Origin of the sequence: Pseudomonas sp. BW7P1 (assembly GCF_024981055.1) — a bacterium.
In the GTDB taxonomy this organism is placed as follows: Bacteria; Pseudomonadota; Gammaproteobacteria; order Pseudomonadales; family Pseudomonadaceae; genus Aquipseudomonas; species Aquipseudomonas bananamidigenes.
On the sequence record NZ_CP103374.1, the window covers coordinates 2,984,741 to 3,005,788 of the forward strand.

Sequence of the window (21,048 nt, forward strand, 5' to 3'; positions counted from 1 at the left end):
GTTAACAAACTTGATATTTTTGCAATGTAATGGACGGCGCATCCTGCCACCACTTCCTTCGGTCAGGTGCTCGTCATGGCTCCCTTGTTCAAGCTGTGTTTCCCCGCGCTGTTGCTTACCGTCTCCATCGCCGTTCAGGCCGAAGACAAGACCCTCAACCTCTACAGCTGGGCCGATTACGTGGCGCCTGAAACCTTGCAGCGCTTTGAAAGGGAAACCGGCATTCACGTGCGCTACGACACGTTCGACACCTCGGAGGTGCTGGAGACCAAGTTGCTTACCGGCGGCAGCGGCTACGACGTGGTGGTGCCGTCATCCAGCGTACTGGCCCGAGGCTTGGCCGCCGGTGCCTTGAAGGAGATCCCTCACGACGGACTCAAGGGCTACGCCAATCTCGATCCGGACTTGCTGGAAAAACTGGCGGCGGTCGATCCCGGCAACCGTTACGGTGTGCCTTATACCTGGGGCACGCTCGGCCTGGGCATGAACGTCGAGGCGGTCAAACAGCGGCTGCCGGACGCGCCGCTCAACAGCCTCGACCTGCTGTTCAAACCCGAATACGCCAGCAAGCTCAAGGATTGCGGGATCGCCATTCTCGATTCACCGCAAGAGGTGATCGGTCTGGCGCTGCACTACCTCGGCAAGGATCCCTACAGCACCGACAAGACCGATCTGGCCGCCGCCGAAGCCTTGTTGCAGACGTTGCAACCTTCGGTGCTCTACGTCGCCACGGGCCGACAGATCAGTGACCTGGCCAACGGCAGCGTGTGCCTGGCGCTGACCTACAACGGTGACGCGAGCATGGCGGCTGATCAGGCGCGCAAGGCCAACAAGTCGTTCGAGGTTGCGTACCGGATTCCGAAAGAAGGCACGCTGGTGTGGCAGGACAATCTGGCCATCCCCAAGGACGCACCGCACCCGGAGGCGGCGCGGGCCTTCATCGAGTTCATGTTGCGCCCCGAATCCGTCGCAGCGCTGACCAACACGCTGTTCTTCGCCACTGCCAACCAGGCCGCCACGCCGCTGGTGGACGAAGCGGTGCGCAACGACCCGGACATTTACCCGAAACCCGAAGTGCGAGAGCGGCTGTACGCCGACCGCAGCATGAGCCTCAAGGACATGCGTCAGCGCACACGCCTGTGGACCACTTTCCGTAGCCATCAATAACACTGGAAAAACCAAGGAGCACACCGATGGACGTGCCAATGCAGAACGATCAGGCCCTGACCCGTGACAGCCTTTACGGCACCGCTGCCGAAAGCACCTACGCCGGGATCACCAGTTTCATGCGCCGGCGCTACAGCCGCGACTTGCGGGGCGTGGACGTGGCGGTCAGCGGTGTGCCGTTCGACACCGCCACCAGCAACCGTCCGGGCGCCCGGTTCGGACCTCGGGGAATTCGTGCGGCGTCCACCGGGATCGCCTGGGAGCGGCACTGGCCCTGGGCGTTCGACCCGTTCGATCATCTGGCGGTGATCGATTACGGCGATTGCGACTTTGATTACGGCTCGCCACATACCATCCCGGAAAGCATCGAAGCCCACGCCGATCACATCCTCGGCTCCGGCAGCGCGATGCTCACCTTCGGCGGCGACCACTTCATCAGCTACCCGCTGCTCAAGGCCCATGCGCGCAAGCACGGCACGCTGTCGCTGATCCACTTCGACGCCCACAGTGACACCTGGCCGGACGAGGGCGGCAAGCGGGTCGATCACGGCACCATGTTCTGGCACGCGGCGCGGGAAGGGCTGGTGGATCCGGCGCGCTCGGTGCAGATCGGCCTGCGCACCACCAATGACGATCATCAAGGCTTCCAGGTACTGGATGCGCGGCAGGTGCATCGCCGTGGTTGTGAAGCGATTGTCGAGGCCATTCGTGCGCGGGTCGGCGACAACCCGGTGTACCTGACGTTCGACATCGACTGTCTCGATCCGGCCTTCGCACCGGGCACCGGGACGCCGGTCTGCGGCGGGTTGAGCACGGTGCAGGCGCTGGAAATCCTCGGCGGTCTGCGCGGGATCAATCTGGTGGGCATGGACGTGGTGGAAGTGGCTCCGGCCTACGACCATGCGGACGTGACATCGCTGGCCGCGGCGACGCTGGCCATGGAGATGCTCTGCCTCTACGCGGCAAGGCACAAAGTCGACGCGTGATCAGCTCTGAGCCTGGTGAAAGCTCCTGACAATTTCTGACACCAGGCTCTGCTAAGCTCCGGCAAATTTCCGTCCAGAGCCCCGCATCGTGTCGCGAACCACACGTCTACTGACCTTGCTGCAAGTACTGCGCGGCAAGAAGCGCCCGGTCACCGCGGCGACGCTGGCGTCGGAGCTGGAAATCTCCGAACGCACCCTTTATCGCGACATCGCCGAACTGACGGCGCTCGGCGCGCCGATCCATGGTGAGGCGGGCATCGGTTATGTGTTGCGCAGCGGTTTGTTTCTGCCACCGCTGATGCTCAACGCCGATGAAACCGAAGCCATCGTTCTCGGCCTGCGCTACGTCGATCAGCGCGGCGACGAAGTCCTGAGCAAAGCCGCAGCGGACGCCCTGGCGAAAATTGCGGCGGTACTCGATCCCCAGGCCCAGGAAGCCTTGCGCAATCCGACAGTCATGCCCGGGCCACCCGGTTACGGCTTTCCGCAGAACGTGGTGCCGCTGAATATGTTTCGTCAGGCGATCCGCGACCAGGCCAAGCTGCACATCGATTACGCCGATGCGCAGCAGGTGCCGAGCCAGCGCTTGATCTGGCCGTTGGCGCTTGGCTTTCTCAACGAGGTGCGGATCATCGTGGCATGGTGTGAGTTGCGCGGTGCGTATCGCACGTTTCGCACCGACCGGATTTCCGCTGTCAGCCTGCAGGGCGAGCGGTATCCGGGGCGTCGCAGCGACCTGCTGCGCACCTGGCAGCGGCAGATGCAACCGGATGACAGCGGGCGTTTCACTCCTGACAAAAACTGACGCAGGGCTGTTCTAGGATGGCGACAGAACCGAAAACAAGGAGTTGCACTCATGTTCCATCCCACCTCGATACTCGCCCCGGCCATCGTCGAGTACATCAACGCCGCCAATGCTCGTGATACGTCCCGGGTCGGCAGTTTTTTTGCCGAGGATGCCCATGTGTTTGATGAAGGCCATCATCAGGTCGGCCCGCAGGCCATCGCCGACTGGATGCAAGACACTGCCAGGCGCTACCAGCCTCGGGTCGAGGTACTGGGCGTCCAGCAGCGTACCGGCAAGGTGTTGGTACAAGGGTTGATTTCCGGGTCGTTTCCCGGCAGTCCGCTGGAACTGCGGTACACCTTTCGCCTCAATGAACAGGGCAAAATCGCACGGCTGGATATTTCCGCGTAGCCATCGTGGCATACTGCCGCGCATGACTTTCGACTCTCCATTAAGCGCCTGGCAACACGCCGTCGAGCACCGGGGCTTCATCCAGGATGAAGCCCAGGAACACGCGGTCTGGGCGCTGCAAAAATGCCATGAAGCCTTGCATGCCGGTGCCCGTTCGGTCACCGGCGTTTATCTGTGGGGCCCGGTCGGGCGCGGCAAGACCTGGCTGATGGACCAGTTTCATCAGAGCCTGCGCGTGCCGGCCCGGCGTCAGCACTTTCATCATTTCATGGGCTGGGTTCATCAGCGCTCGTTTCAACTGACCGGCATCGCCGACCCTCTGCGGGCACTGGCCCGGGAGCTGGCGGCTGAAGTGCGGGTGCTATGCTTCGATGAACTGTTCGTCAATGACATTGGCGACGCGATCATCCTCGGCCGCCTGTTCCAGGTGATGTTCGATGAAGGCATGGTGGTGGTCTGCACCTCCAACCTGCCACCGGATCAGTTGTATGCCGACGGATTCAACCGCGACCGCTTCCTGCCGGCGATCACTGCGATCAAGCAGCATATGCAGGTGGTTGCGGTGAACGGTGCGGAGGATCATCGCCTGCACCCGGGGGCGATCGAGCAGCGCTACTGGGTGGCGGTGCCGGAGCAGGATTGCGCGCTGTCGAAGGTGTTCGATGCGTTGGCGACCGGGCAGCGCGTCAGTGTCGAACCGGTGCCGGTCGGCTATCGGGCCTTGAATGTCGTGAAGGCTGGCGAGTCAGTGCTGTGGTGCCGTTATGCCGACCTGTGCGAGCAACCCTTCGCGGCGATGGACTTCATCACGTTGTGCGACACCTACCGGGCTATTCTGTTGAGCGAGGTGCCGAACCTGAGTGCGAAACAGCGCGAAGGGCGGATTGCCCGAGGCACCGAAGATGGTGCGCAGCGCGTGGCGGCGGGTGATCGGGAGCTGCCGCAACTGTCGGTGCACGATGACGGTGTGCGGCGCTTCATCGCCCTGGTCGACGAATGCTACGACCGCAAGGTACCGCTGTACATCGAGGCGCAGGTGCCGATGGAGGCGCTGTATACCGAGGGGTATCTGGAATTCCCGTTCCGCCGGACCCTCAGCCGTTTGCAGGAGATGCAGCTGCAACGCTTCGTCGAGACCTGATGCACGGAGGGCGTCACATGATTCAGCCACTGTCCCATCACTTGCTCACCATGGCCTATCAGAACGCCTGGGCCAATCATCGACTGGCCAAGGCCTGGCTGAAGCTCGATGACACGGAGCTGACGGCACCCAGGGTGAGTTTCTTCCCCGGCATTCGCCTGACCCTCAATCACATCCTCACGTGCGACTGGTTCTACGTCGATGCGCTGGAACGCGAGTTGCGTGGTGACGAGCCGCATCCTGATTGCTACGTGTTCTTCAGCGCAGACGAGCCCTTCACCGAGGCCCAGGCCTTGCGCCGTGAACAGGCCCATGTCGACCGCCGCCTGATCGCTTATTGCGAGCAACTGCGCGATGACGATCTGGGACGCCTGGTCACCATCGCCCGGGACACGCCGCAGCATGACAGTCGCCTGCGTATGATTTCGCACCTGTTCGAACATCAGATCCACCATCGTGGCCAGGTCCACGCCATGCTCAGCGGCACACCGGTAAAACCGCCGCAACTGGACGAGTTTTTCTGTGCCGGCGAATCCGGATTGCGGGCGGAGGACTTTGCCGAGCTGGGCTGGACGGAGGCGCTCATCTGGGGGCACTGAGTCGACATCGTGCAGGCATAAAAAAGGCGCCCCGAAGGACGCCCAACTGTCTTCTGCGAAGCCAGAGCGGAGCCATCGCAGATCCATCGGTAAACCGTTACATCACGGACGGTAATGCTCGGTGACCTGTGCGGTCTGGTCGTCCGGAACGCGAAGTTCGTTGGCTTTGGTGTCAGCCTGTTGGCTTTGGGCGGTGTGAACAGGGAAGTTTTCCCAGTGATGCCTCATCCGTTCGGCGCCGCCCTCGGCGAAAGCGCTGGCGCAAGCCAAGGTGATCAGACCGGCAAGCAGTGCAGTCGTGGTTTTCATGGTTGTCTCCTACGAAAAAATGTCGGAGCCGTTCGTCCATGAATCAGTGCTTCGGCGCGCAGTGTCCGTCGAGGGCATTAACCAGCGGTTAACGCGCCTCCTGTGCAGGTTTTACTGATTGTTTCCGAGGGAGTGGAGGCGTGCAGCACGCACCGATGGGGCGTGCAGGTCGCGGGAAAGACGTCAGAGTTTCCAGTCAAGGCTCAGCGTCACCGTGCGTGGATCACCCCAGTACACGCCGTTGTAAAAGCCGACGTTGTCGAAATATTTCTTGTCGAACAGATTGTCGACGTTCAGCGATGCCGACAGATGGCTGTCGAATTCATAGCGCGACATCAGCTTGATCACGGTGTAGGCGCCCTGGCTGATCCGCGCCCGTTCGGTGATGAGCCGGCCATCGGTGCCACGACCGACCGGTCGGTTCGAGCTGCCATAGACATCGCTCTGCCAGTTCACCGCGCCGCCCACGGTCAGCGCGTGCCAGTCACCGGGCAGGCGATACGCGGTGGACAGACGTAACATGTTGAGCGGCTGGTTGGTGTTGGCGCGGTGTTTTTCGCCGTTCACCGCATGGGTGTAGGTGTAGCCGGCGGTCATGTTCCAGCCGTCGAGGATCTCGCCCGAGACCTCGGCTTCGAAACCGTTGACCTTGTTGCCCTTGCCGCCGGACTTGTAGAACGCTTCACCGGTCACAGGATCCGGTGGCACCGAATCGTCCAGCTCGGCCACGTTGTCCTGTTTGCTCCAGAACACCGCCGTGGCGATGTTCAGACGCTCGTCGAGCAGGCTGCCCTTGAGACCCGCTTCATAGTTGCTGCCGACCACCGGCTCGATGAATTTGCGATTGGCGTCGCGGTATTCCTGAGGATTGAAAATATCGGTGTAGCTGACATACACGGTGTATTCGGGCGTCAGGTCATAGAGCAGGCCGGCGTAAGGGGTCCACATGTCGTTGTGTTGCTGGCTGCTGGCATCGATACCGTTGACTTGCAGGTTGTCATCGAACGAAGTGGAGGCGGTCGAAGACTTCCAGCTGCCGTAGCGGCTGCCCAGTACTGCATGCAGATCATCGGTGAGGCTCAGGCGCGTGGCCAGGTAACCGGCTTTCTGCCGGGTGCTGGAGGTGGAACCGGTCAGGCCGGTGACGGTGTCGGGAAATGTCCTGATGTCGCCCATGTATTTCCAGTCACGAATGGTTTCGTAACCTGGCGGCACCGCACCTGCGATCGTGTAGGGGCTGCGTTCGCTACGCTCGGACTCTCCATAGCCGAACATCATCTCGTGCTCGCGACCGAACAAGGCATAGGGCCCGGAGACATTGACGTCATACACCTTCATTTTCTGCGTGCCGATCATGTGCGAGGTGTACGCCGTCATCCCGCTGCGATCGTCGGCAGGGAACCCCGCACCCCCGTAGTAGACCTTGCCGTCGGTATCGCTCTGGCGATGGGTATAGGCCGCTTTCAGATGCCAGCCCCCGGACAGTGCCTGGTCGAGGCTGGCGAAGGCGGTCTTGTCCTTGATCGGCCACGAGCTCCAGGATGTCGCCATGTTGGTCGAACGACCCAGACCGGCCTTGCCGCCGTTGGCGTTCCAGTAGGGCACGGTGCCCCAGGAACTGCCTTGAACCTGCTTGTCCTGATAGTCATAACCGATTGCCACCACCGTCGATTCCGTCAGGTCGGCCTCGAGAATGCCGTACCCGACTTCCCGTTGCAGGGCGTATTTGTCGCGAAACGACTGGCTGTCGCGATAGGCCAGCACGCTGCGCCCGCGCACACGGCCATCGAAGGCAAGCGGGCCGCCCACGTCCACGTAGCTGTAATAATCGTCGTAACTGCCGCCGCTGACCCCGGCCAGGGCCTGCAATTGTGCGGTAGGGCGCTTGCGCACCATGTTGATGGTCGCCGAAGGATCGCCGGCACCGGTGGTCAGGCCGGTGGCGCCGCGTACGACTTCGATGCGGTCGTAGATGATCGTGTCGGAGTCGGATTTCATCCGGCTGAAGGTGTTGAGCATCCCGTCGATCTGGAAGTTGTTGATCGGGTAGCCCCGTGACGAATAGCTGACCCGGTCCGAATCGTTGTGCTGCACCACCACACCGGTGGTCTGGCTCATGGCCTCGGACAATGTGCCGAGCTTGAAATCATCCATTTGCTGACGGGTGACCACGGATACCGATTGCGGGGTTTCCTTGATCGACAGGTTCAACCGCGTCGCCGTGCTCATGGCGCCCGTGGTGTACGAACCCGTGTCTTGCGTGGTGGAACCCAGGCCTTCGGCCGTGACGCTGGTGGACGCCAGCTCCAGTGTCGGAGCGAGAGGCTCTGACTGTTTTTCGAGTTCGGTTTCAGCCAGCAGATCGGGGCTCAATGCAGCGCTGCACAGGCCCAGGGTGAGGGTCATGGAACGGGTGATGGGCGCGAACATCGCAGCCGACTCCTTGTCTTCGAGGGAAAATTTCCTTTGGTTCAAAGACGAAGCGGGAGAGGGCGATTTAGTGACAAACGAGAAATATTGTCATTTCCGGGTGTTGCGAAGGCATGAAAAAAGGGCCGTCTCCGGCCCTTTCCAGGTTACTGCTTGACCACTTCCTTCACGACGGTCTCGGGCTTTTTCGGCTTCATCAGGCTGAAGTCGATCAAGGCGCGCTGTTCACGTTCATAGGGGTTGCCGATCAACAGCGGGCGTTGCTTGAAGCTCGCGCTGACGATGCTTTTGCTGCGGTCCAGTTCATCGAAACTCAGACCGGCCATATCCGCCCAGGTGTGGATCAAGTGAGCACTGCTGTAAGGCCGGCTGAGGTCGGCAGCGAAACTCCAGTCGTGGTTTTCGCGCCACTTCGGCGAGGCCCAGGCCATGAACGGAATGGTGTACATCGGTGCGGTCGGTTTGTTCTCGTTACGACCCAGGTTGGTGTGGCCCGCCGAATCGAACACGTCTTCACCGTGGTCGGAGAGGTACAGCAGGAAGCCGTTCGGATCGGACTTGGCGTAGTCCTTGATCAGGCTCGACACCACGAAGTCGTTGTACAACACCGCGTTGTCGTAGCTGTTGTAGGTCGGCACCTGATCGTCACGCACGCCGGCCGGGACGCCATCGCGATCCTGGAACTTGTCGAAGCTCGGCGGATAACGGTACTGGTAGCTCATGTGGGTGCCGAGCAGATGCACGACGATCAGCTTGCGCGGGGCCGGATCGGTCAGGGCCTTGTTGAACGGCTCGATGACGTCGCCGTCGTACTGCGCGGCGTTCTGGTTGCGGTTGTTGTTCAGGTACACCTGCTCGTCGGCCTGTTCGGAAAAGGTCGTGAGCATGGTGTTGCGCTTGGTCATGGTCTGCTGGTTGGTGATCCAGAAGGTCTTGTAGCCTGCCTGTTTCATCATGCTGACCAGCGATGGCGTGGACAGGTACAGATCAGGATTCTCTTCGTCGGCGAAGGTCAACACCTGCTGCAGCGCTTCGATGGTGTACGGACGCGGGGTGACGACGTTATCGAAGACCGACAGTTGATCCTTGAGCTTGTCCAGCTCCGGTGTGGTCTTGCGCTGATAGCCGTAGAGGCTCATGCGCTGACGGTTGGTGGACTCGCCGATCACCAGCACCAGAGTCGCCGGCTGATTGGCACCGGCGTCCTTGAGGTTATGCAGCGGCGGGATCTTGCTTGCGCTGTGCAGCATGCCCTGCATTTCGCCCAGGGTTTCGAGGTAGCGGTGGTAGGCCACGGCCATCTGCCACGGCACGGCCGGCTCGATGCGGGTTTCGAATTTCTCGAAACCGCCGGCGAAGCTGCCGGTGCGCTGGGTCTGCTTGATCAGCGGATATCCGACCACCGCGATCAGAATCGCCATGGCCGCCACGAAGGCCTGGCCGCGAGGCAGGTAGACCGGACGCAGGCGGGTCCACAGGAAGTAGGCGAATGCGGTATGCGCGAGAAACGCCGGAATCATCCACCAGGCAAAGTACTGGGTGATGTACTCGCCGGCTTCCGACACGTTCGACTCGAACATGATGAAGATGACGCTCTGGGAGAACTCCTGCTGATAAATGAAGAAGTAGCCCAGGCTGGCCATCGAGCAGACCCACAGCACCACGCCGATCACGGCGGCGAGCATGCGGGTGCGTCTGGGGAACAACAGCATCGGCGCCAGCCAGACTGCGCTCATCACGAAGGCTTGACGGAACCCGGTGAAGCCCGAGGTGCCGGTCAGCTGAATCAGCAGTTGAGTGATACCGGAGAAGTACCAGAAGAACACGAACAGCCAGATTAAACCGGCCCAGTCAAAACCTGCCGCAGCAGACTTGCTGCGTTTGAACAATGCCATTCAGCACTCCAACTCGATCACCATTGCCACCGTCGGGGCACTTCATGAAACGAACGCATGAAAACCGACGAACGGAAGCCGCGCACGGGCGCGCGCGGCAGAATGGGCCGGAGTATCAACAAGCGAGTGTGAAAACTTCGTGAGTTGTCGCAAGTGGCAAAAGGCGGATCATGCGGGAACGGCCACGCAGCCGTTCCCGGGGCAGGCGGGCAATCAGGCGTGCGGCGAACGCTGGACGCGCGGCAGAGGCTTTGGCTCGGTGCCTTGGGTCATCAGACGCAGTTGCGCCAACTCTTGTTTGAGCTGGTCGCGTTCATCCTGCAACTGACGCAATTCATCGCGGCGGATCGTGACGTACAGGGTTTGTGGCGGCATTGCTGTGTGTACTGTTCCCATTGCTCACCTCGCAAATGGCGTGTCTCAACTGCAGGTCAAGCCCCGGTTTCGGGACCCTGATCTGCTATCGGCGCCGATTCTGGTTTCTTTTGCTCGTGAATGGAACTTTTTTATTTTTCATGGTCGTTGTGTCTTCGCCACGTTTCCCGACGTTATCAGTCTGGATCGGGCACAATACCCGGAAACTTCACACCGACGCTCTGGACTAACCTCCATGAGCGCGTTGGGCTATAACCTTTGACACACTTTTATTTGTAGTAAGGAGCATCAGCACATGCAACTCGGGATTATTGGACTGGGCCGCATGGGCGGCAATATTGCGCGGCGCCTGATGCTCAACGGTCACACCACCGTTGTTTACGACCGCAATACCGCCTTTGTCGACACCCTGGCCGCCGAGGGCGCTACCGGCGTCGCCGACCTGCCTGCGCTGGTCGCGGGCCTGGCCAAGCCACGTGCCGTATGGGTCATGCTGCCGGCCGGCGCACCGACCGAAGACACCATTGAAACCCTGAGCACTCTGCTTGAAGCGGGCGACACCATCATTGATGGTGGCAACACCAACTACAAGGACGACATCCGCCGGGCAAAGACCCTGGCCGAGAAGGGCCTGCACTACATCGATGTCGGCACCTCCGGCGGCGTCTGGGGCCTGGAGCGCGGTTACTGCATGATGATCGGCGGCGATGCCGACACCGTTAAACGCCTGGATCCGCTGTTCGCCGCACTGGCCCCGGGCATGGGCGACATCCCGCGCACCAAGGACCGCAAGTCCGATGATCACCGCGCCGAACACGGCTACATCCACGCAGGCCCCGCCGGTGCCGGCCACTTTGTGAAGATGATCCACAACGGGATCGAGTACGGCATGATGGCGGCCTTCGCCGAAGGCTTCGACATCCTCAAGACCAAGTCCAGCGAACTCCTGCCCGAAGATCAGCGTTTCGACCTGAACGTGGCCGACATCGCCGAAGTCTGGCGTCGAGGCAGCGTGGTGTCGTCGTGGCTGCTCGACCTGACCGCCGATGCCCTGGCGGTCGACCCGAAACTCGACGGTTTCTCCGGCTCCGTGGCCGACAGCGGCGAAGGTCAATGGACCATCGAAGCGGCCATGGAACAAAAGGTGCCGGTACCGGTGCTGTCCAACTCGCTGTTCTCGCGCTACCGCTCCCGTGGCCAGGGCACGTTCGGCGACAAGATTCTCTCGGCCCAGCGCTTCGGCTTCGGCGGCCATGTGGAGACACCGAAGAAATGACCCATACGATCCGCAGAAAATCCAAGGCAGAACCCGCACCACCGACCACGCTGTTTCTGTTCGGTGCCCACGGCGACCTGGTCAAGCGCTTGCTGATGCCGGCGCTGTACAACCTCAGTCGCGACGGCTTGCTTGACGACAATCTGCGGATCGTGGGCGTTGACCACAACGCCATCACGGATGAAGCCTTCGCGCAAAAGCTCGAAGACTTCATCCGTACCGAAGTGGCGGCGAAGGTCGGCAAGGGCGATCAGATGCTTGATCCGGCCTTGTGGGCCAAGCTCGCCAAAGGTATCAGCTATGTTCAGGGCGATTTCCTGGACGACAGCACTTATTCCGCGCTGGCGGCGAAAATCGCCGACAGCGGCACCGGCAATGCGGTGTTCTACCTGGCCACCGCGCCGCGTTTCTTCAGCGAAGTGGTGCGCCGTCTCGGCAGCGCCGGGTTGCTTGAAGAAACGCCGGAAGCCTTCAGAAGGGTGGTGATCGAAAAACCGTTCGGTTCCGACCTGAAAACCGCCGAGGCGTTGAACGCCTGCCTGCTCAAGGTCATGTCGGAAAAGCAGATCTACCGGATCGATCATTATCTGGGCAAGGAAACCGTGCAGAACATCCTGGTCAGCCGGTTTTCCAACAGCCTGTTCGAAGCGTTCTGGAACAACCACTACATCGACCACGTGCAGATCACCGCCGCCGAAACCGTCGGCGTCGAAACCCGTGGCAGTTTCTACGAACACACCGGCGCCCTGCGGGACATGGTGCCCAATCATCTGTTCCAGTTGCTGGCCATGGTGGCGATGGAGCCGCCGGCCGCGTTCGGCGCCGACGCGGTGCGGGGCGAGAAGGCCAAGGTGGTGGGCGCGATCCGTCCATGGACCACTGAAGAAGCGCGGGCCAACTCGGTGCGCGGTCAGTACGGCGCCGGTGAAATCGACGGCAAGCCGCTGGCCGGCTATCGCGAAGAAGCCAACGTGTCGCCCGACAGCACCACCGAAACCTATGTGGCGCTCAAGGTGATGATCGACAACTGGCGCTGGGTCGGCGTGCCGTTCTACCTGCGCACCGGCAAACGCATGAGCGTGCGCGACACCGAGACCGTCATCTGTTTCAAACCGGCGCCGTATGCGCAGTTCCGCGACACCGAAGTCGACGAATTGCAGCCGACCTATCTGCGTATCCAGATCCAGCCCAACGAAGGCATGTGGTTCGACCTGCTGGCCAAACGGCCCGGGCCGGCGCTGAACATGGCCAACATCGAACTGGGTTTCGCCTACAAGGACTTCTTCGAGATGCAGCCGTCCACCGGCTACGAAACCCTGATCTACGATTGCCTGACCGGCGACCAGACGCTGTTCCAGCGTGCCGACAACATCGAGAACGGCTGGCGCGCGGTGCAGCCGTTTCTTGATGCCTGGCAGCAGGACGCGAGCGTACAGCGTTATGCCGCCGGCGAAGACGGGCCGAAGGCCGCCGATGATCTGCTGACTCGCGATGGTCGCGTCTGGCACGGTCTCGGATGAGTGAGCCGATCCGTTTTCTGTTGAGCGACATGGACGGCACGCTGTTGCTGCCCGATCACAGTCTCAGTCAGCGCACCATTGATGCCATTCGTTCGTTGCGCGAATCGGGCGTGCTGTTCAGCCTCGCCACCGGGCGCCCGCCCAAGGCCATGTTGCAGCAGATCGAAGCCCTGGGCGTCGATCTGCCGACCGCCGCGTTCAACGGCGGGACGATCGTCAACCCGGACGGCAGCATTCTGGTCGCTCACTACCTGCCGGCCACGGCGGCGCTGACGGCACTGGCGCTGTTTGTCGATCAGCCGGAGGTCGAAATCTGGGTGTTCAGTGGCGGCGACTGGCTGCTCAAGGACCCTCACGGGCCGATGGTCCCGCGTGAGCAGCATGGCCTGGGTTATCCGCCGGTGGTGGTGGACAGCTTTGAGCCGTACCTGGAGCGTATCGACAAGATCGTCGCCACCAGCCACAACACCGAACTGTTGATCGAGCTGGAGGCGCGCTTGCTGCCGAAGGTCAATGGAATGGCACAGGTTTCGCGCTCGCAGCCGGTGTATCTCGATGTGACGGCGCTGGAAGCCAACAAGGGCACCGCACTGACGACGCTGGCCGAGCATCTGGGCGTGCCACTGGCGCAGACGGCAGCGATTGGCGATGGCGGCAACGACCCGGCGATGTTTCATGTCGCCGGACTGTCGATCGCCATGGGGCAGGCAGAGGATGCCGTGAAGCGTCAGGCCGACGTGGTGACCGGGCCAAACACCGAGGACGGTGTGGCGCAGGCCATTGACCGGTACATTTTGCCGCGTTGATCGACCCATGAAAAAACGGGAGCCCCAGGGCTCCCGTTGTTGTTTCTACAGCCAGTAGCTCACGGCATACCAGCCGAGCAAGCCCATCACGAGGGTGTAGGGCAACGCCATCCACACCATCCGCCCGTAGGACAACCGCACCAGCGGCGCAATCGCGGACGTCAGCAGAAACAGAAACGCAGCCTGACCATTGGGCGTCGCCACGCTCGGCAGGTTGGTGCCGGTGTTGATGGCGATGGCCAATGTCTCGAAGTGTTCACGGCTCATGTGCCCGGACAGGAACGCCTGCTTCACTTCGGTGATGTAGATCGTCGCGACGAACACGTTGTCACTGATCGCCGACAACAGGCCATTGGCGATGAACAGCATTCCCGGCTGTTGCTCGGCGGGCAATGCCAGCACCCACTGGATCAACGGCGCGAACAACTGCTGGTCATGGATCACCGCCACCACGGCGAAGAACACCACCAGCAATGCGGTGAACGGCATGGCGTCCTTGAATGCGCTGCCGAGGCGGTGCTCGTCGGTGATGCCGGTCAATGCGGTGATCAGGACGATGACCATCAGACCGATCAGGCCCACCTCAGCGATATGGAAGGCCAGCCCGGCGATCAGGATCAATGCGGCACCAGCCTGTACCAGCAGCGCGGCACGCTGGCGTGGTGTGCGTTCGGCGTTGTCCTCGGCCGCGTAATTGGCGAGCACGGCGCGCACGTTGTCCGGCAGCAGAGTGCCGTAGCCGAACCAACGCAGTTTTTCCAGCAACAGGCAGGTCAGCAGGCCGGCGACCAGCACTGGCAGGGAAACCGGTGCAACCTTGAGGAAAAACTCGGCGAAGTGCCAACCCATCTCATGGCCGATCAGCAGGTTCTGCGGTTCGCCGACCAGCGTGCAGACGCCGCCCAGCGCAGTCCCGACAGCGCCATGCATCAGCAAGCTGCGCAGGAAGGCACGGAACTGCTCCAGATCCTCGTGATGCAGCTTCGGCAACTGCTGATCGTCGTTGAATTCGCTGTCCTGGCGCGGATCGTTGCCCGAGGCGACACGGTGATAGACCGAATAGAAGCCGACGGCGGCGCTGATGATCACGGCGGTCACGGTCAGCGCGTCGAGAAAAGCCGAAAGAAACGCCGACAAAAAGCAGAACATCAGCGCCAGCAGCATTTTCGAACGCACGCCCAGCAGCAGGCGCGAGAACAGGAACAGCAGCAGGTCTTTCATGAAGTAGATGCCGGCGACCATGAACATCAGCAGCAGGATCACCGGAAAGTTGTGCTGTAACTCTTCGTACAGCGCCTGTGGGGTGGTCATCTTCAACAACAGCGCTTCGATCAGCAGCAAGCCGCCGGGCATCAGCGGATAGCACTTGAGCGCCATGGCCAGGGTGAAAATGAATTCGATCACCAACAGCCAGCCTGCAGCGACAGGACCTGCCGACCACAGCACCACTGCGTTGAGAATCAGGAACCCGACGATGCACGCCTTGTACCAGCGGGGCGAATGCCCGAGAAAGTTGTGCGCGAACGCCTGGACCATTGAACCGGACATCGGTTGCTCCTTGCTTTAAGAAGCGCGCAAGGTGCCGCAAGCGTTGAGCAAGATCAAGTGTGGGAAGTTTCTGATCATGGGTTCAGATAGCGCGCCACCACGGCGCGGTAGTTGCCGTCCAGCGAATAGCCGCCGACCAGAATGCCTCCTTTCGGTTGCAGCGCCAGGGATGTGGCGGTGTCGAGACTGCGGCCCAGGCGCGTACGCAACCAGCCCTGGCCGGCGCCAAAGCTGTTATCGAGCCGGCCGTCAGCCAGGTAGCGGGCGACGATGAAGTCCGCTTCGACGCCTCCGATGGTGGCGCCGGCAGCGATGATCCGACCGTCCGGCATGGGTTGCGCGGCGCTCCACTGGCAACCGCTGGGACCGATGTCCAGCAGACTGGGTTGACCGTTGTTGCAATGCAGTTCGGGGCGACCGTTAGGGTGCACCGTCAGCGCCATGCAGCGAATCGGGTCGCGGCTGCTGCCGAAACAATGCAGGTGCTGGCCCGATTCAATGACCCGGGTCGCCAGGGCGCTGTGTCCCTGAGCCTTGAACGAGAGGAAACCGTCCACCGCAAACCGGTCATCGAGCTGTCCGTCCGGCAGGTAGCGAGCAAGCAGCCCTTGCTGGGGAAAGTCGATCGCACCCGCCACCACGATTCGCCCGTCCGCCTGCAGCGACAAGCCGCCGAGCCAGGTATTGAGCAGCAAGTGCCGGACCATCACAAATCCGTGACCATTGAAGGTTTCGTCCAGATTACCGTCAGGCTTGACGCGGATCAGCATGCCGACATGGTCGGCCAGCGAGCAGTGATGATTGGCGATCAGCACAATGTGTCCATCGTTCTGGACAGCAAAATCACAGGCTTCTGCTCCCGGAACACCTGGCGGCAGCCACGTATCGCGGGTCCCCAGGGACAGATCGCCAGGCAGACGCACGATCTTGACGCCGTTATCACCGAAGTCCGCCGAGGGCCGGCCATGCTCATCGAACACTGCCAGAGCGGGCAAGGTACGGTGTTCGGACTCGTAATGCAGGCCTGCCAGCAGAATTCGCCCGTCGGGCAAGACCTGGACCTTACTGCCGGTGGCTTCGAAGCCGATGGCGAACCAGCCGATCACACTGCCTTGAAAGCCGAAGCTCAGATCCGCCGAGCCGTCTTCGAGCAATCGGGCCAGGCCGAATCGATAGCCCAGGGGGGTACCGACTTTGGCTGCCACCAGGATGCGTCCCTGCGGATCGAGAGCCACGTGCTGAGTCAGACTGCAAAGGCTGCCGGCAAAATAAACCTGAGCCACACCATTGCTGGCAAACGTCTTGTCGAGTTGCCCGGCGTTATTCCTGAGTGTCGGCAGCGCAATAGCGGTATGAGTTGACATGCATGCTTCTCCTTGCGCGGAGACCCGGATCCGTGAGAGAGGTCGTGACGGCATGGCGAAACATTCAATCTCTGAACAGTTGCAAGTACAACTGACAGAACTAACAGGTGGAGGGTCGCACTGTGCCAGAACAGTGACTTTTTGAACCAGTCGCAAGCCTGACAAGCATTCAGACGCGAAAGTATCGAAGAGCGTTATACAAAGAAGCTGAAGTTAGTAAGGATTTGGCAACTAACGGAAGAGGGCGGATGACTTGAAAGTCATCCGCGTAGCCCTCGAATCAATGTGGCATCGACCAGGACTGCAGGGTGTAACCCTCATCGCTCAGTTCGGCGCGGGCCTGTTGCAACAAATGCTCGAGTTGGGCCGGGTCGGAATAGGCGCTGCTTGGAATGCGGGTGCGGCCAATCTGCGAGTTGGTGCGGTCGATGACGGTCAGGCTCAGCTCGCCATTGCCGTCTTGTGGGGCCCAGGCCACGCATTGGAAAGGTTTAAATGCGCGGTTGGCAATCAAAAGAGCTTCGTTGATACGGAGCGGGGCGGTCATGGGTTCTTCTCTCTGTAGTGCCCAATCAAGTGATGTGCCGTCGGTTGGGCTTACCGTTCGGCGAGTTACTTGTACTGATGCACGCAACCTGCCGGCAGGTCACACAGGATTTGAAGAAATTTCGACTTTCTTTCATACAATCCTGATAACGACGCTTTTTGAAAGCTGGCTGAAAGAATCGAGTCGATAGCCAACTAACAAAACAGGTTCTTATAACTGCTTCGCTTGTACGCCTATAAGCAATCGATACAAGGCGCCGTCAAATTCTTGCTAACGTTACAGCCAGGTGTGCCAAATGACTGTTTTTACAATCATTTCCCATAATTTGGCGCCAAGGAACAGTCATGAGCGAAGCGCCTGCGTTACGACGTTTATTGGTAGTCGACCCTTGCGACGACTGTCACCGATTGCTGCCCGGTTTACGGGCGGTCGGCTGGGATGTCGACAGTTGCAGTCTGGAAAATGCCGCTGACCGCAGTTGCGATGTCGGCCTGCTTCGTTTGCAGCCCTTTCATCTTGAACGACCGGAAGCCGTCAAGGAATTGATCAGTCGCAGCGGCACCGAATGGATCGCCGTTCTGAATCAGGAAGTATTGCGGCTGCAGAATGTCGGCGACTTCGTCTGCGAGTGGTTCTTCGACTTTCATACCCTGCCGTTCGACGTGTCGCGGGTGCAAGTCACCCTTGGACGGGCGTTCGGCATGGCGCGTTTGCGCGGCCAGGGCACGATTCATGTGGACCAGCCGGAACACGAATTGCTGGGCGACAGCAAGCCGATTCGCGAGCTGCGCAAGCTGCTGAGCAAACTGGCGCCCACCGAGTCGCCGGTGCTCATTCGCGGTGAAAGCGGTACCGGCAAGGAGCTGGTCGCCCGTACTCTGCACCGGCAATCGCAGCGACACAGCAAACCGTTCGTGGCGATCAACTGCGGAGCGATTCCCGAGCATCTGATCCAGTCCGAACTGTTCGGTCATGAAAAGGGCGCGTTCACCGGCGCCCATCAGCGCAAGGTCGGACGCATTGAAGCGGCAAACGGCGGCACATTGTTTCTCGACGAAATCGGAGATCTGCCTCTTGAACTGCAGGCCAATCTGCTGCGTTTTCTCCAGGAAAAACACATCGAACGAGTGGGCGGCAGCCAGCCGATCCCGGTGGACGTGCGTGTACTGGCGGCAACCCACGTGGACCTTGAAGCTGCCATCGAGAAAAAGCGTTTCCGTGAGGATCTGTATTACCGGCTCAACGTGCTCCAGGTGGTGACGGCACCGCTGCGCGAACGACATGGTGATCTGTCGATGCTGGCCAACCACTTTTCCCATTTCTACAGCCACGAGACCGGTCGCCGGCCGCGCAGTTTCAGTGAAGATGCGCTGATTGCCATGGGCAAACACGACTGGCCGGGCAATGTGCGGGAACTGGCCAACCGCGTGCGCCGCGGCCTGGTACTGGCCGAAGGTCGGCAGATCGAGGCCCGCGACCTGGGGTTGATCAGTCAGCAGTCGTTTGCCACGCCGATGGGCACCCTTGAAGACTACAAGACCCGGGCCGAACGCCAGGCGCTTTGCGATGTGCTGAACCGCCACAGCGACAACCTCAGTGTGGCCGCCAAGGTGCTGGGGGTTTCCCGGCCGACTTTCTATCGGTTGCTGCACAAACACCAGATCCGCTAGGGCGCGGTGCTTCTTCGGAAGGAAGAAGCTGAAAAGGCCCGCTGCGATGCACTCGCAGCGGGCCTTTTCATTGTGTGGCGGTCAGAAGTAGTACGGGAATTTCAGGCTGAAGGAGAAGTCCGGGGCATCGTCGGTCATGCCGATGGACAGGTTGGGCACGATGGTCAGGTTGTCGGTGGCCGCGATGGTCATGCCGACGTTGAAGTAACCGGCGTTGGCGTCACTGGACACCACCGATTCCCAGTCCCCGCCATCCTGTTTCAGCTTGCTCTTGCGTTGTACAAGGTCGGAGACCGAGAACGACATACTCATTTTTTCATTGAGTGCGAAGGCGATGCCTGCGCCAATCTGGAAGCTGTCGCCGATGCGGACCTTGCCCGGCGTTTTCTGGTTGACGGTAGAGCTGATGTCGTCGAACGACTCCTCCAGGTTATGGGTATAAGAGAGGCTACCGAACAGCACCGCAGGGTCGTATGTCTTGACCAGCGAGATGCCCGGTGTAATCGACCAGACGCCGTTGCCGGTGGGCAGGGTGTCAGGCACGAACAGGTTGCTGTTGGCGTCGGTCTTGCGCAGCTTGATACCGAACGGGTCCTTGCCCGTAGGCGCCTTGACCCGCAGGGATACCACGGCGTCCGGCGTATTGACCGATTCGTCGAGGAACTTGTACGCAATACCGAAGTTGACGTCGCCAATGGTTGGATCGCGAGTGACGTCCTGCTCGGTAGTGACGTTGGATGCGCCACCGTTGCCGCCGCCGGACTGGTAAGTCGATTCGCGGTACACCACCGGCACGTTCAGGTCGAATTGCCAGCGGTTGTCGAAGTTGTAGCGGCCCGTCAGGTCGAGGGTCCAGGTGTCGGCCTTGATCCGGTCAAGGTTGATGTTGCCCAGGAAGATCGAGTCCAGTGCCAGGAAGCCGTTGAGAATCAACTGGCGCGTGTCGTAACGCGAATAGGTGATACCGGTTTCAAAGCTGAACTTGCCACCGCCGAAGAAGCCGCTGGCCTCGTCGTACAGGTTGGACACACTCTGCGCCGGTTGCGAGTCATCGGCCAGCGACTGCCCGTAAGAAGCCCCGCTGCCCCCCGCTGCGCCCCCCGACGCTGCTGCGGCCCCGGTACCGGCGGCCACTTTGGGATTGCCTTTCATGTCGGCTGGCGACTTGGCCAGACGCTTGGGTGGAGGGGAAGCCGGTTGATCCTCGACCTGGCGCACCCGTTGTTCGAGCACCGCCAGGGCTTTCTGTTGCACTTCGTATCGTTGCTTGAGCTCCAGAAGCTCCCGTTTCAAGGTTTCAACATCCGCATCGGGTGCTGCTTGCAGCATCGCCGCGGGTAGAAGAGTACTCAAACATACAGCGGCACGCAGTGATACTGATCGATACATGAATAAGCCGTCCCTTTAAGCCCAATGGATCGAGACTCAGCGTAGTTCAATATCCGATATTGCGTAGTGCTCTTAGTTGAGAGAGATTGCAGTCCAGAGCGCCGGCACTCATGCCGTTGTTGCTCAGAACTACGTTGAGTGTTGTCAGGTTGTTGACGACGTTCGCGTTACCGAGCAAACGAGTGTTCTGCAGCAGCCCGCCCTGGGCCACTTGTTGCAGGGCGGTGCCCTGATTGCCGGCGGCCTGGATGGCCATCTGTACGCCGCCGCCTGTGGCCGATACGGCGACGCTGCCGGCCGCATTGCTGCCGGTAATCGTTTGTCCGGCAACCAGGGCCTGGCCCTGAGCCGGCACCAGTGCCGGTGCCTGATTGGCCTCGGAAACATTGATGGCGACGTTGTTGTAGGCCGAGTTGCCGTCGCCGGCGGCGCGAACGCTTTGGGTCACGCCCTGGGAACTGTTGAGTCCCGCTCCGCCAGTCACGGTACCGGTGCCCGTTTGCGGGGTGCTGCCGTTGCCGGTTTCCTTGATGGTCGAGACGTAGAATTCGGGTTTTATCGTTGCAGCCTGCAGTTGCATCGAGGACGTAGCCCCGATCAAATCGCCACTGGCATTGCGCCAGGTGCTGTTCATGACAATACCGAAGCTGATGATCCGCCCCGGCATGACGTAACGACCGCGAAGCTGAGACAGCTCCGAGTCCTGGATTTCTATGGGTTTGAATCCTGCATTGGCGTAGCCTGACGCACTCGCTGCCAGGCAGGCGGCGGCCAGCCAGTATGAGGTTTTCATCTGCTGCTCCCGGGACATCCAGCCCCACTCTTTAT

At 60.8% G+C, this 21,048-nt stretch carries 19 protein-coding genes; 10 read left to right on the plus strand and 9 right to left on the minus strand.

Translation table 11 applies throughout. From position 1 onward, the window contains the following. Positions 1-75: 75 nt before the first annotated feature. The 6 genes from NWV16_RS13320 (at position 76) to NWV16_RS13345 (ending at position 5,091) form a co-directional block, all read left to right on the plus strand. On the plus strand, positions 76-1,167 hold the full coding sequence (locus NWV16_RS13320) for a polyamine ABC transporter substrate-binding protein (RefSeq protein ID WP_260523413.1): 1,092 nt from the start codon (positions 76-78) through the stop codon (positions 1,165-1,167). A 26-nt stretch (positions 1,168-1,193) separates the two neighbouring features. Then, positions 1,194-2,153, plus strand: a complete 960-nt coding sequence (speB, locus tag NWV16_RS13325) for an agmatinase (protein WP_260523414.1) — start codon at positions 1,194-1,196, stop codon at positions 2,151-2,153. Positions 2,154-2,241: 88 nt separating this feature from the next. Beyond that, positions 2,242-2,958, plus strand: coding sequence for a helix-turn-helix transcriptional regulator (locus tag NWV16_RS13330; RefSeq protein ID WP_065257969.1), 717 nt, complete (start codon positions 2,242-2,244; stop codon positions 2,956-2,958). 51 nt (positions 2,959-3,009) lie between these two features. Further along, positions 3,010-3,351, plus strand: a complete 342-nt coding sequence (locus NWV16_RS13335; protein WP_065257968.1) for a nuclear transport factor 2 family protein — start codon at positions 3,010-3,012, stop codon at positions 3,349-3,351. A 22-nt stretch (positions 3,352-3,373) separates the two neighbouring features. Continuing rightward, positions 3,374-4,492 (plus strand): cell division protein ZapE, encoded by a 1,119-nt coding sequence (gene zapE / locus NWV16_RS13340; RefSeq protein WP_260523415.1) that lies wholly within the window; start codon positions 3,374-3,376, stop codon positions 4,490-4,492. Positions 4,493-4,509: 17 nt separating this feature from the next. Continuing rightward, positions 4,510-5,091, plus strand: a complete 582-nt coding sequence (locus NWV16_RS13345) for a DinB family protein (RefSeq protein WP_260523416.1) — start codon at positions 4,510-4,512, stop codon at positions 5,089-5,091. A gap of 102 nt (positions 5,092-5,193) precedes the next feature. On the opposite strand, the gene NWV16_RS13350 is transcribed toward NWV16_RS13345, so the two are convergent. From NWV16_RS13350 to NWV16_RS13365, 4 genes are all read right to left on the minus strand, one after another. Beyond that, on the minus strand, positions 5,194-5,400 hold the full coding sequence (locus tag NWV16_RS13350) for a hypothetical protein (protein ID WP_260523417.1): 207 nt from the start codon (positions 5,398-5,400) through the stop codon (positions 5,194-5,196). 183 nt (positions 5,401-5,583) lie between these two features. Continuing rightward, the gene (locus NWV16_RS13355) at positions 5,584-7,830 is read right to left on the minus strand and encodes a TonB-dependent siderophore receptor (RefSeq protein ID WP_260523418.1); all 2,247 of its coding nucleotides are present in this window, start codon (positions 7,828-7,830) and stop codon (positions 5,584-5,586) included. A 146-nt stretch (positions 7,831-7,976) separates the two neighbouring features. Continuing rightward, complete coding sequence (locus tag NWV16_RS13360; protein WP_260523419.1) at positions 7,977-9,725, minus strand: phosphoethanolamine transferase CptA; 1,749 nt, start codon at positions 9,723-9,725, stop codon at positions 7,977-7,979. Positions 9,726-9,938: 213 nt separating this feature from the next. Further along, complete coding sequence (locus tag NWV16_RS13365; protein ID WP_065257962.1) at positions 9,939-10,121, minus strand: DUF6026 family protein; 183 nt, start codon at positions 10,119-10,121, stop codon at positions 9,939-9,941. 274 nt (positions 10,122-10,395) lie between these two features. Here NWV16_RS13365 and gnd point away from each other — a divergent pair, with 274 nt between their 5' ends. From gnd to NWV16_RS13380, 3 genes are read left to right on the plus strand one after another with little or no spacing between them, the layout of a single operon-like run. Then, positions 10,396-11,376: a phosphogluconate dehydrogenase (NAD(+)-dependent, decarboxylating) gene (gene gnd, locus NWV16_RS13370; protein ID WP_260523420.1), complete on the plus strand. Its 981-nt coding sequence runs from the start codon at positions 10,396-10,398 to the stop codon at positions 11,374-11,376. Beyond that, positions 11,373-12,896, plus strand: coding sequence for a glucose-6-phosphate dehydrogenase (gene zwf, locus NWV16_RS13375; RefSeq protein WP_260523421.1), 1,524 nt, complete (start codon positions 11,373-11,375; stop codon positions 12,894-12,896). The genes gnd and zwf overlap by 4 nt, the downstream gene beginning before the upstream one ends. Beyond that, positions 12,893-13,702 (plus strand): HAD family hydrolase, encoded by an 810-nt coding sequence (locus tag NWV16_RS13380; protein ID WP_260523422.1) that lies wholly within the window; start codon positions 12,893-12,895, stop codon positions 13,700-13,702. Before zwf ends, NWV16_RS13380 begins: the two co-directional genes overlap by 4 nt. 45 nt (positions 13,703-13,747) lie before the next feature. Here the strand turns inward: NWV16_RS13380 and nhaB are convergent, their stop codons facing one another. The 3 genes from nhaB to NWV16_RS13395 form a co-directional block, all read right to left on the minus strand. Continuing rightward, a complete protein-coding gene (gene nhaB, locus NWV16_RS13385; protein WP_260523423.1) occupies positions 13,748-15,250 on the minus strand; it encodes a sodium/proton antiporter NhaB in 1,503 nt (500 codons plus the stop codon). A 74-nt stretch (positions 15,251-15,324) separates the two neighbouring features. Continuing rightward, entirely contained in the window at positions 15,325-16,614 is a 1,290-nt protein-coding gene (locus NWV16_RS13390) for a hypothetical protein (protein ID WP_260523424.1), read from the minus strand. 280 nt (positions 16,615-16,894) lie between these two features. Further along, a complete protein-coding gene (locus NWV16_RS13395; RefSeq protein ID WP_065257957.1) occupies positions 16,895-17,161 on the minus strand; it encodes a hypothetical protein in 267 nt (88 codons plus the stop codon). A 344-nt stretch (positions 17,162-17,505) separates the two neighbouring features. Here NWV16_RS13395 and NWV16_RS13400 point away from each other — a divergent pair, with 344 nt between their 5' ends. Continuing rightward, on the plus strand, positions 17,506-18,831 hold the full coding sequence (locus NWV16_RS13400) for a sigma-54 dependent transcriptional regulator (protein WP_065257956.1): 1,326 nt from the start codon (positions 17,506-17,508) through the stop codon (positions 18,829-18,831). An 81-nt stretch (positions 18,832-18,912) separates the two neighbouring features. On the opposite strand, the gene NWV16_RS13405 is transcribed toward NWV16_RS13400, so the two are convergent. Continuing rightward, on the minus strand, positions 18,913-20,220 hold the full coding sequence (locus NWV16_RS13405) for a hypothetical protein (RefSeq protein ID WP_260523425.1): 1,308 nt from the start codon (positions 20,218-20,220) through the stop codon (positions 18,913-18,915). 46 nt (positions 20,221-20,266) lie between these two features. After that, positions 20,267-21,013: a hypothetical protein gene (locus tag NWV16_RS13410; RefSeq protein ID WP_260523426.1), complete on the minus strand. Its 747-nt coding sequence runs from the start codon at positions 21,011-21,013 to the stop codon at positions 20,267-20,269. Positions 21,014-21,048: the final 35 nt, after the last annotated feature.

What these genes read in the sequence shown, in the direction of transcription:
- NWV16_RS13335 (WP_065257968.1), top strand. Translation starts at nt 3,010, where the DNA reads ATGTTCCATCCCACCTCGATACTCGCCCCGGCCATCGTCGAGTACATC.
- NWV16_RS13355 (WP_260523418.1), bottom strand. Translation starts at nt 7,830, where the DNA reads ATGTTCGCGCCCATCACCCGTTCCATGACCCTCACCCTGGGCCTGTGC.
- NWV16_RS13380 (WP_260523422.1), top strand. Translation starts at nt 12,893, where the DNA reads ATGAGTGAGCCGATCCGTTTTCTGTTGAGCGACATGGACGGCACGCTG.
- NWV16_RS13345 (WP_260523416.1), top strand. Translation starts at nt 4,510, where the DNA reads ATGATTCAGCCACTGTCCCATCACTTGCTCACCATGGCCTATCAGAAC.
- NWV16_RS13390 (WP_260523424.1), bottom strand. Translation starts at nt 16,614, where the DNA reads ATGTCAACTCATACCGCTATTGCGCTGCCGACACTCAGGAATAACGCC.
- nhaB (WP_260523423.1), bottom strand. Translation starts at nt 15,250, where the DNA reads ATGTCCGGTTCAATGGTCCAGGCGTTCGCGCACAACTTTCTCGGGCAT.
- zapE (WP_260523415.1), top strand. Translation starts at nt 3,374, where the DNA reads ATGACTTTCGACTCTCCATTAAGCGCCTGGCAACACGCCGTCGAGCAC.
- NWV16_RS13400 (WP_065257956.1), top strand. Translation starts at nt 17,506, where the DNA reads ATGAGCGAAGCGCCTGCGTTACGACGTTTATTGGTAGTCGACCCTTGC.
- NWV16_RS13410 (WP_260523426.1), bottom strand. Translation starts at nt 21,013, where the DNA reads ATGAAAACCTCATACTGGCTGGCCGCCGCCTGCCTGGCAGCGAGTGCG.
- NWV16_RS13350 (WP_260523417.1), bottom strand. Translation starts at nt 5,400, where the DNA reads ATGAAAACCACGACTGCACTGCTTGCCGGTCTGATCACCTTGGCTTGC.
- NWV16_RS13320 (WP_260523413.1), top strand. Translation starts at nt 76, where the DNA reads ATGGCTCCCTTGTTCAAGCTGTGTTTCCCCGCGCTGTTGCTTACCGTC.
- NWV16_RS13405 (WP_260523425.1), bottom strand. Translation starts at nt 20,220, where the DNA reads ATGTATCGATCAGTATCACTGCGTGCCGCTGTATGTTTGAGTACTCTT.
- gnd (WP_260523420.1), top strand. Translation starts at nt 10,396, where the DNA reads ATGCAACTCGGGATTATTGGACTGGGCCGCATGGGCGGCAATATTGCG.
- NWV16_RS13360 (WP_260523419.1), bottom strand. Translation starts at nt 9,725, where the DNA reads ATGGCATTGTTCAAACGCAGCAAGTCTGCTGCGGCAGGTTTTGACTGG.
- speB (WP_260523414.1), top strand. Translation starts at nt 1,194, where the DNA reads ATGGACGTGCCAATGCAGAACGATCAGGCCCTGACCCGTGACAGCCTT.
- NWV16_RS13365 (WP_065257962.1), bottom strand. Translation starts at nt 10,121, where the DNA reads ATGGGAACAGTACACACAGCAATGCCGCCACAAACCCTGTACGTCACG.
- zwf (WP_260523421.1), top strand. Translation starts at nt 11,373, where the DNA reads ATGACCCATACGATCCGCAGAAAATCCAAGGCAGAACCCGCACCACCG.
- NWV16_RS13395 (WP_065257957.1), bottom strand. Translation starts at nt 17,161, where the DNA reads ATGACCGCCCCGCTCCGTATCAACGAAGCTCTTTTGATTGCCAACCGC.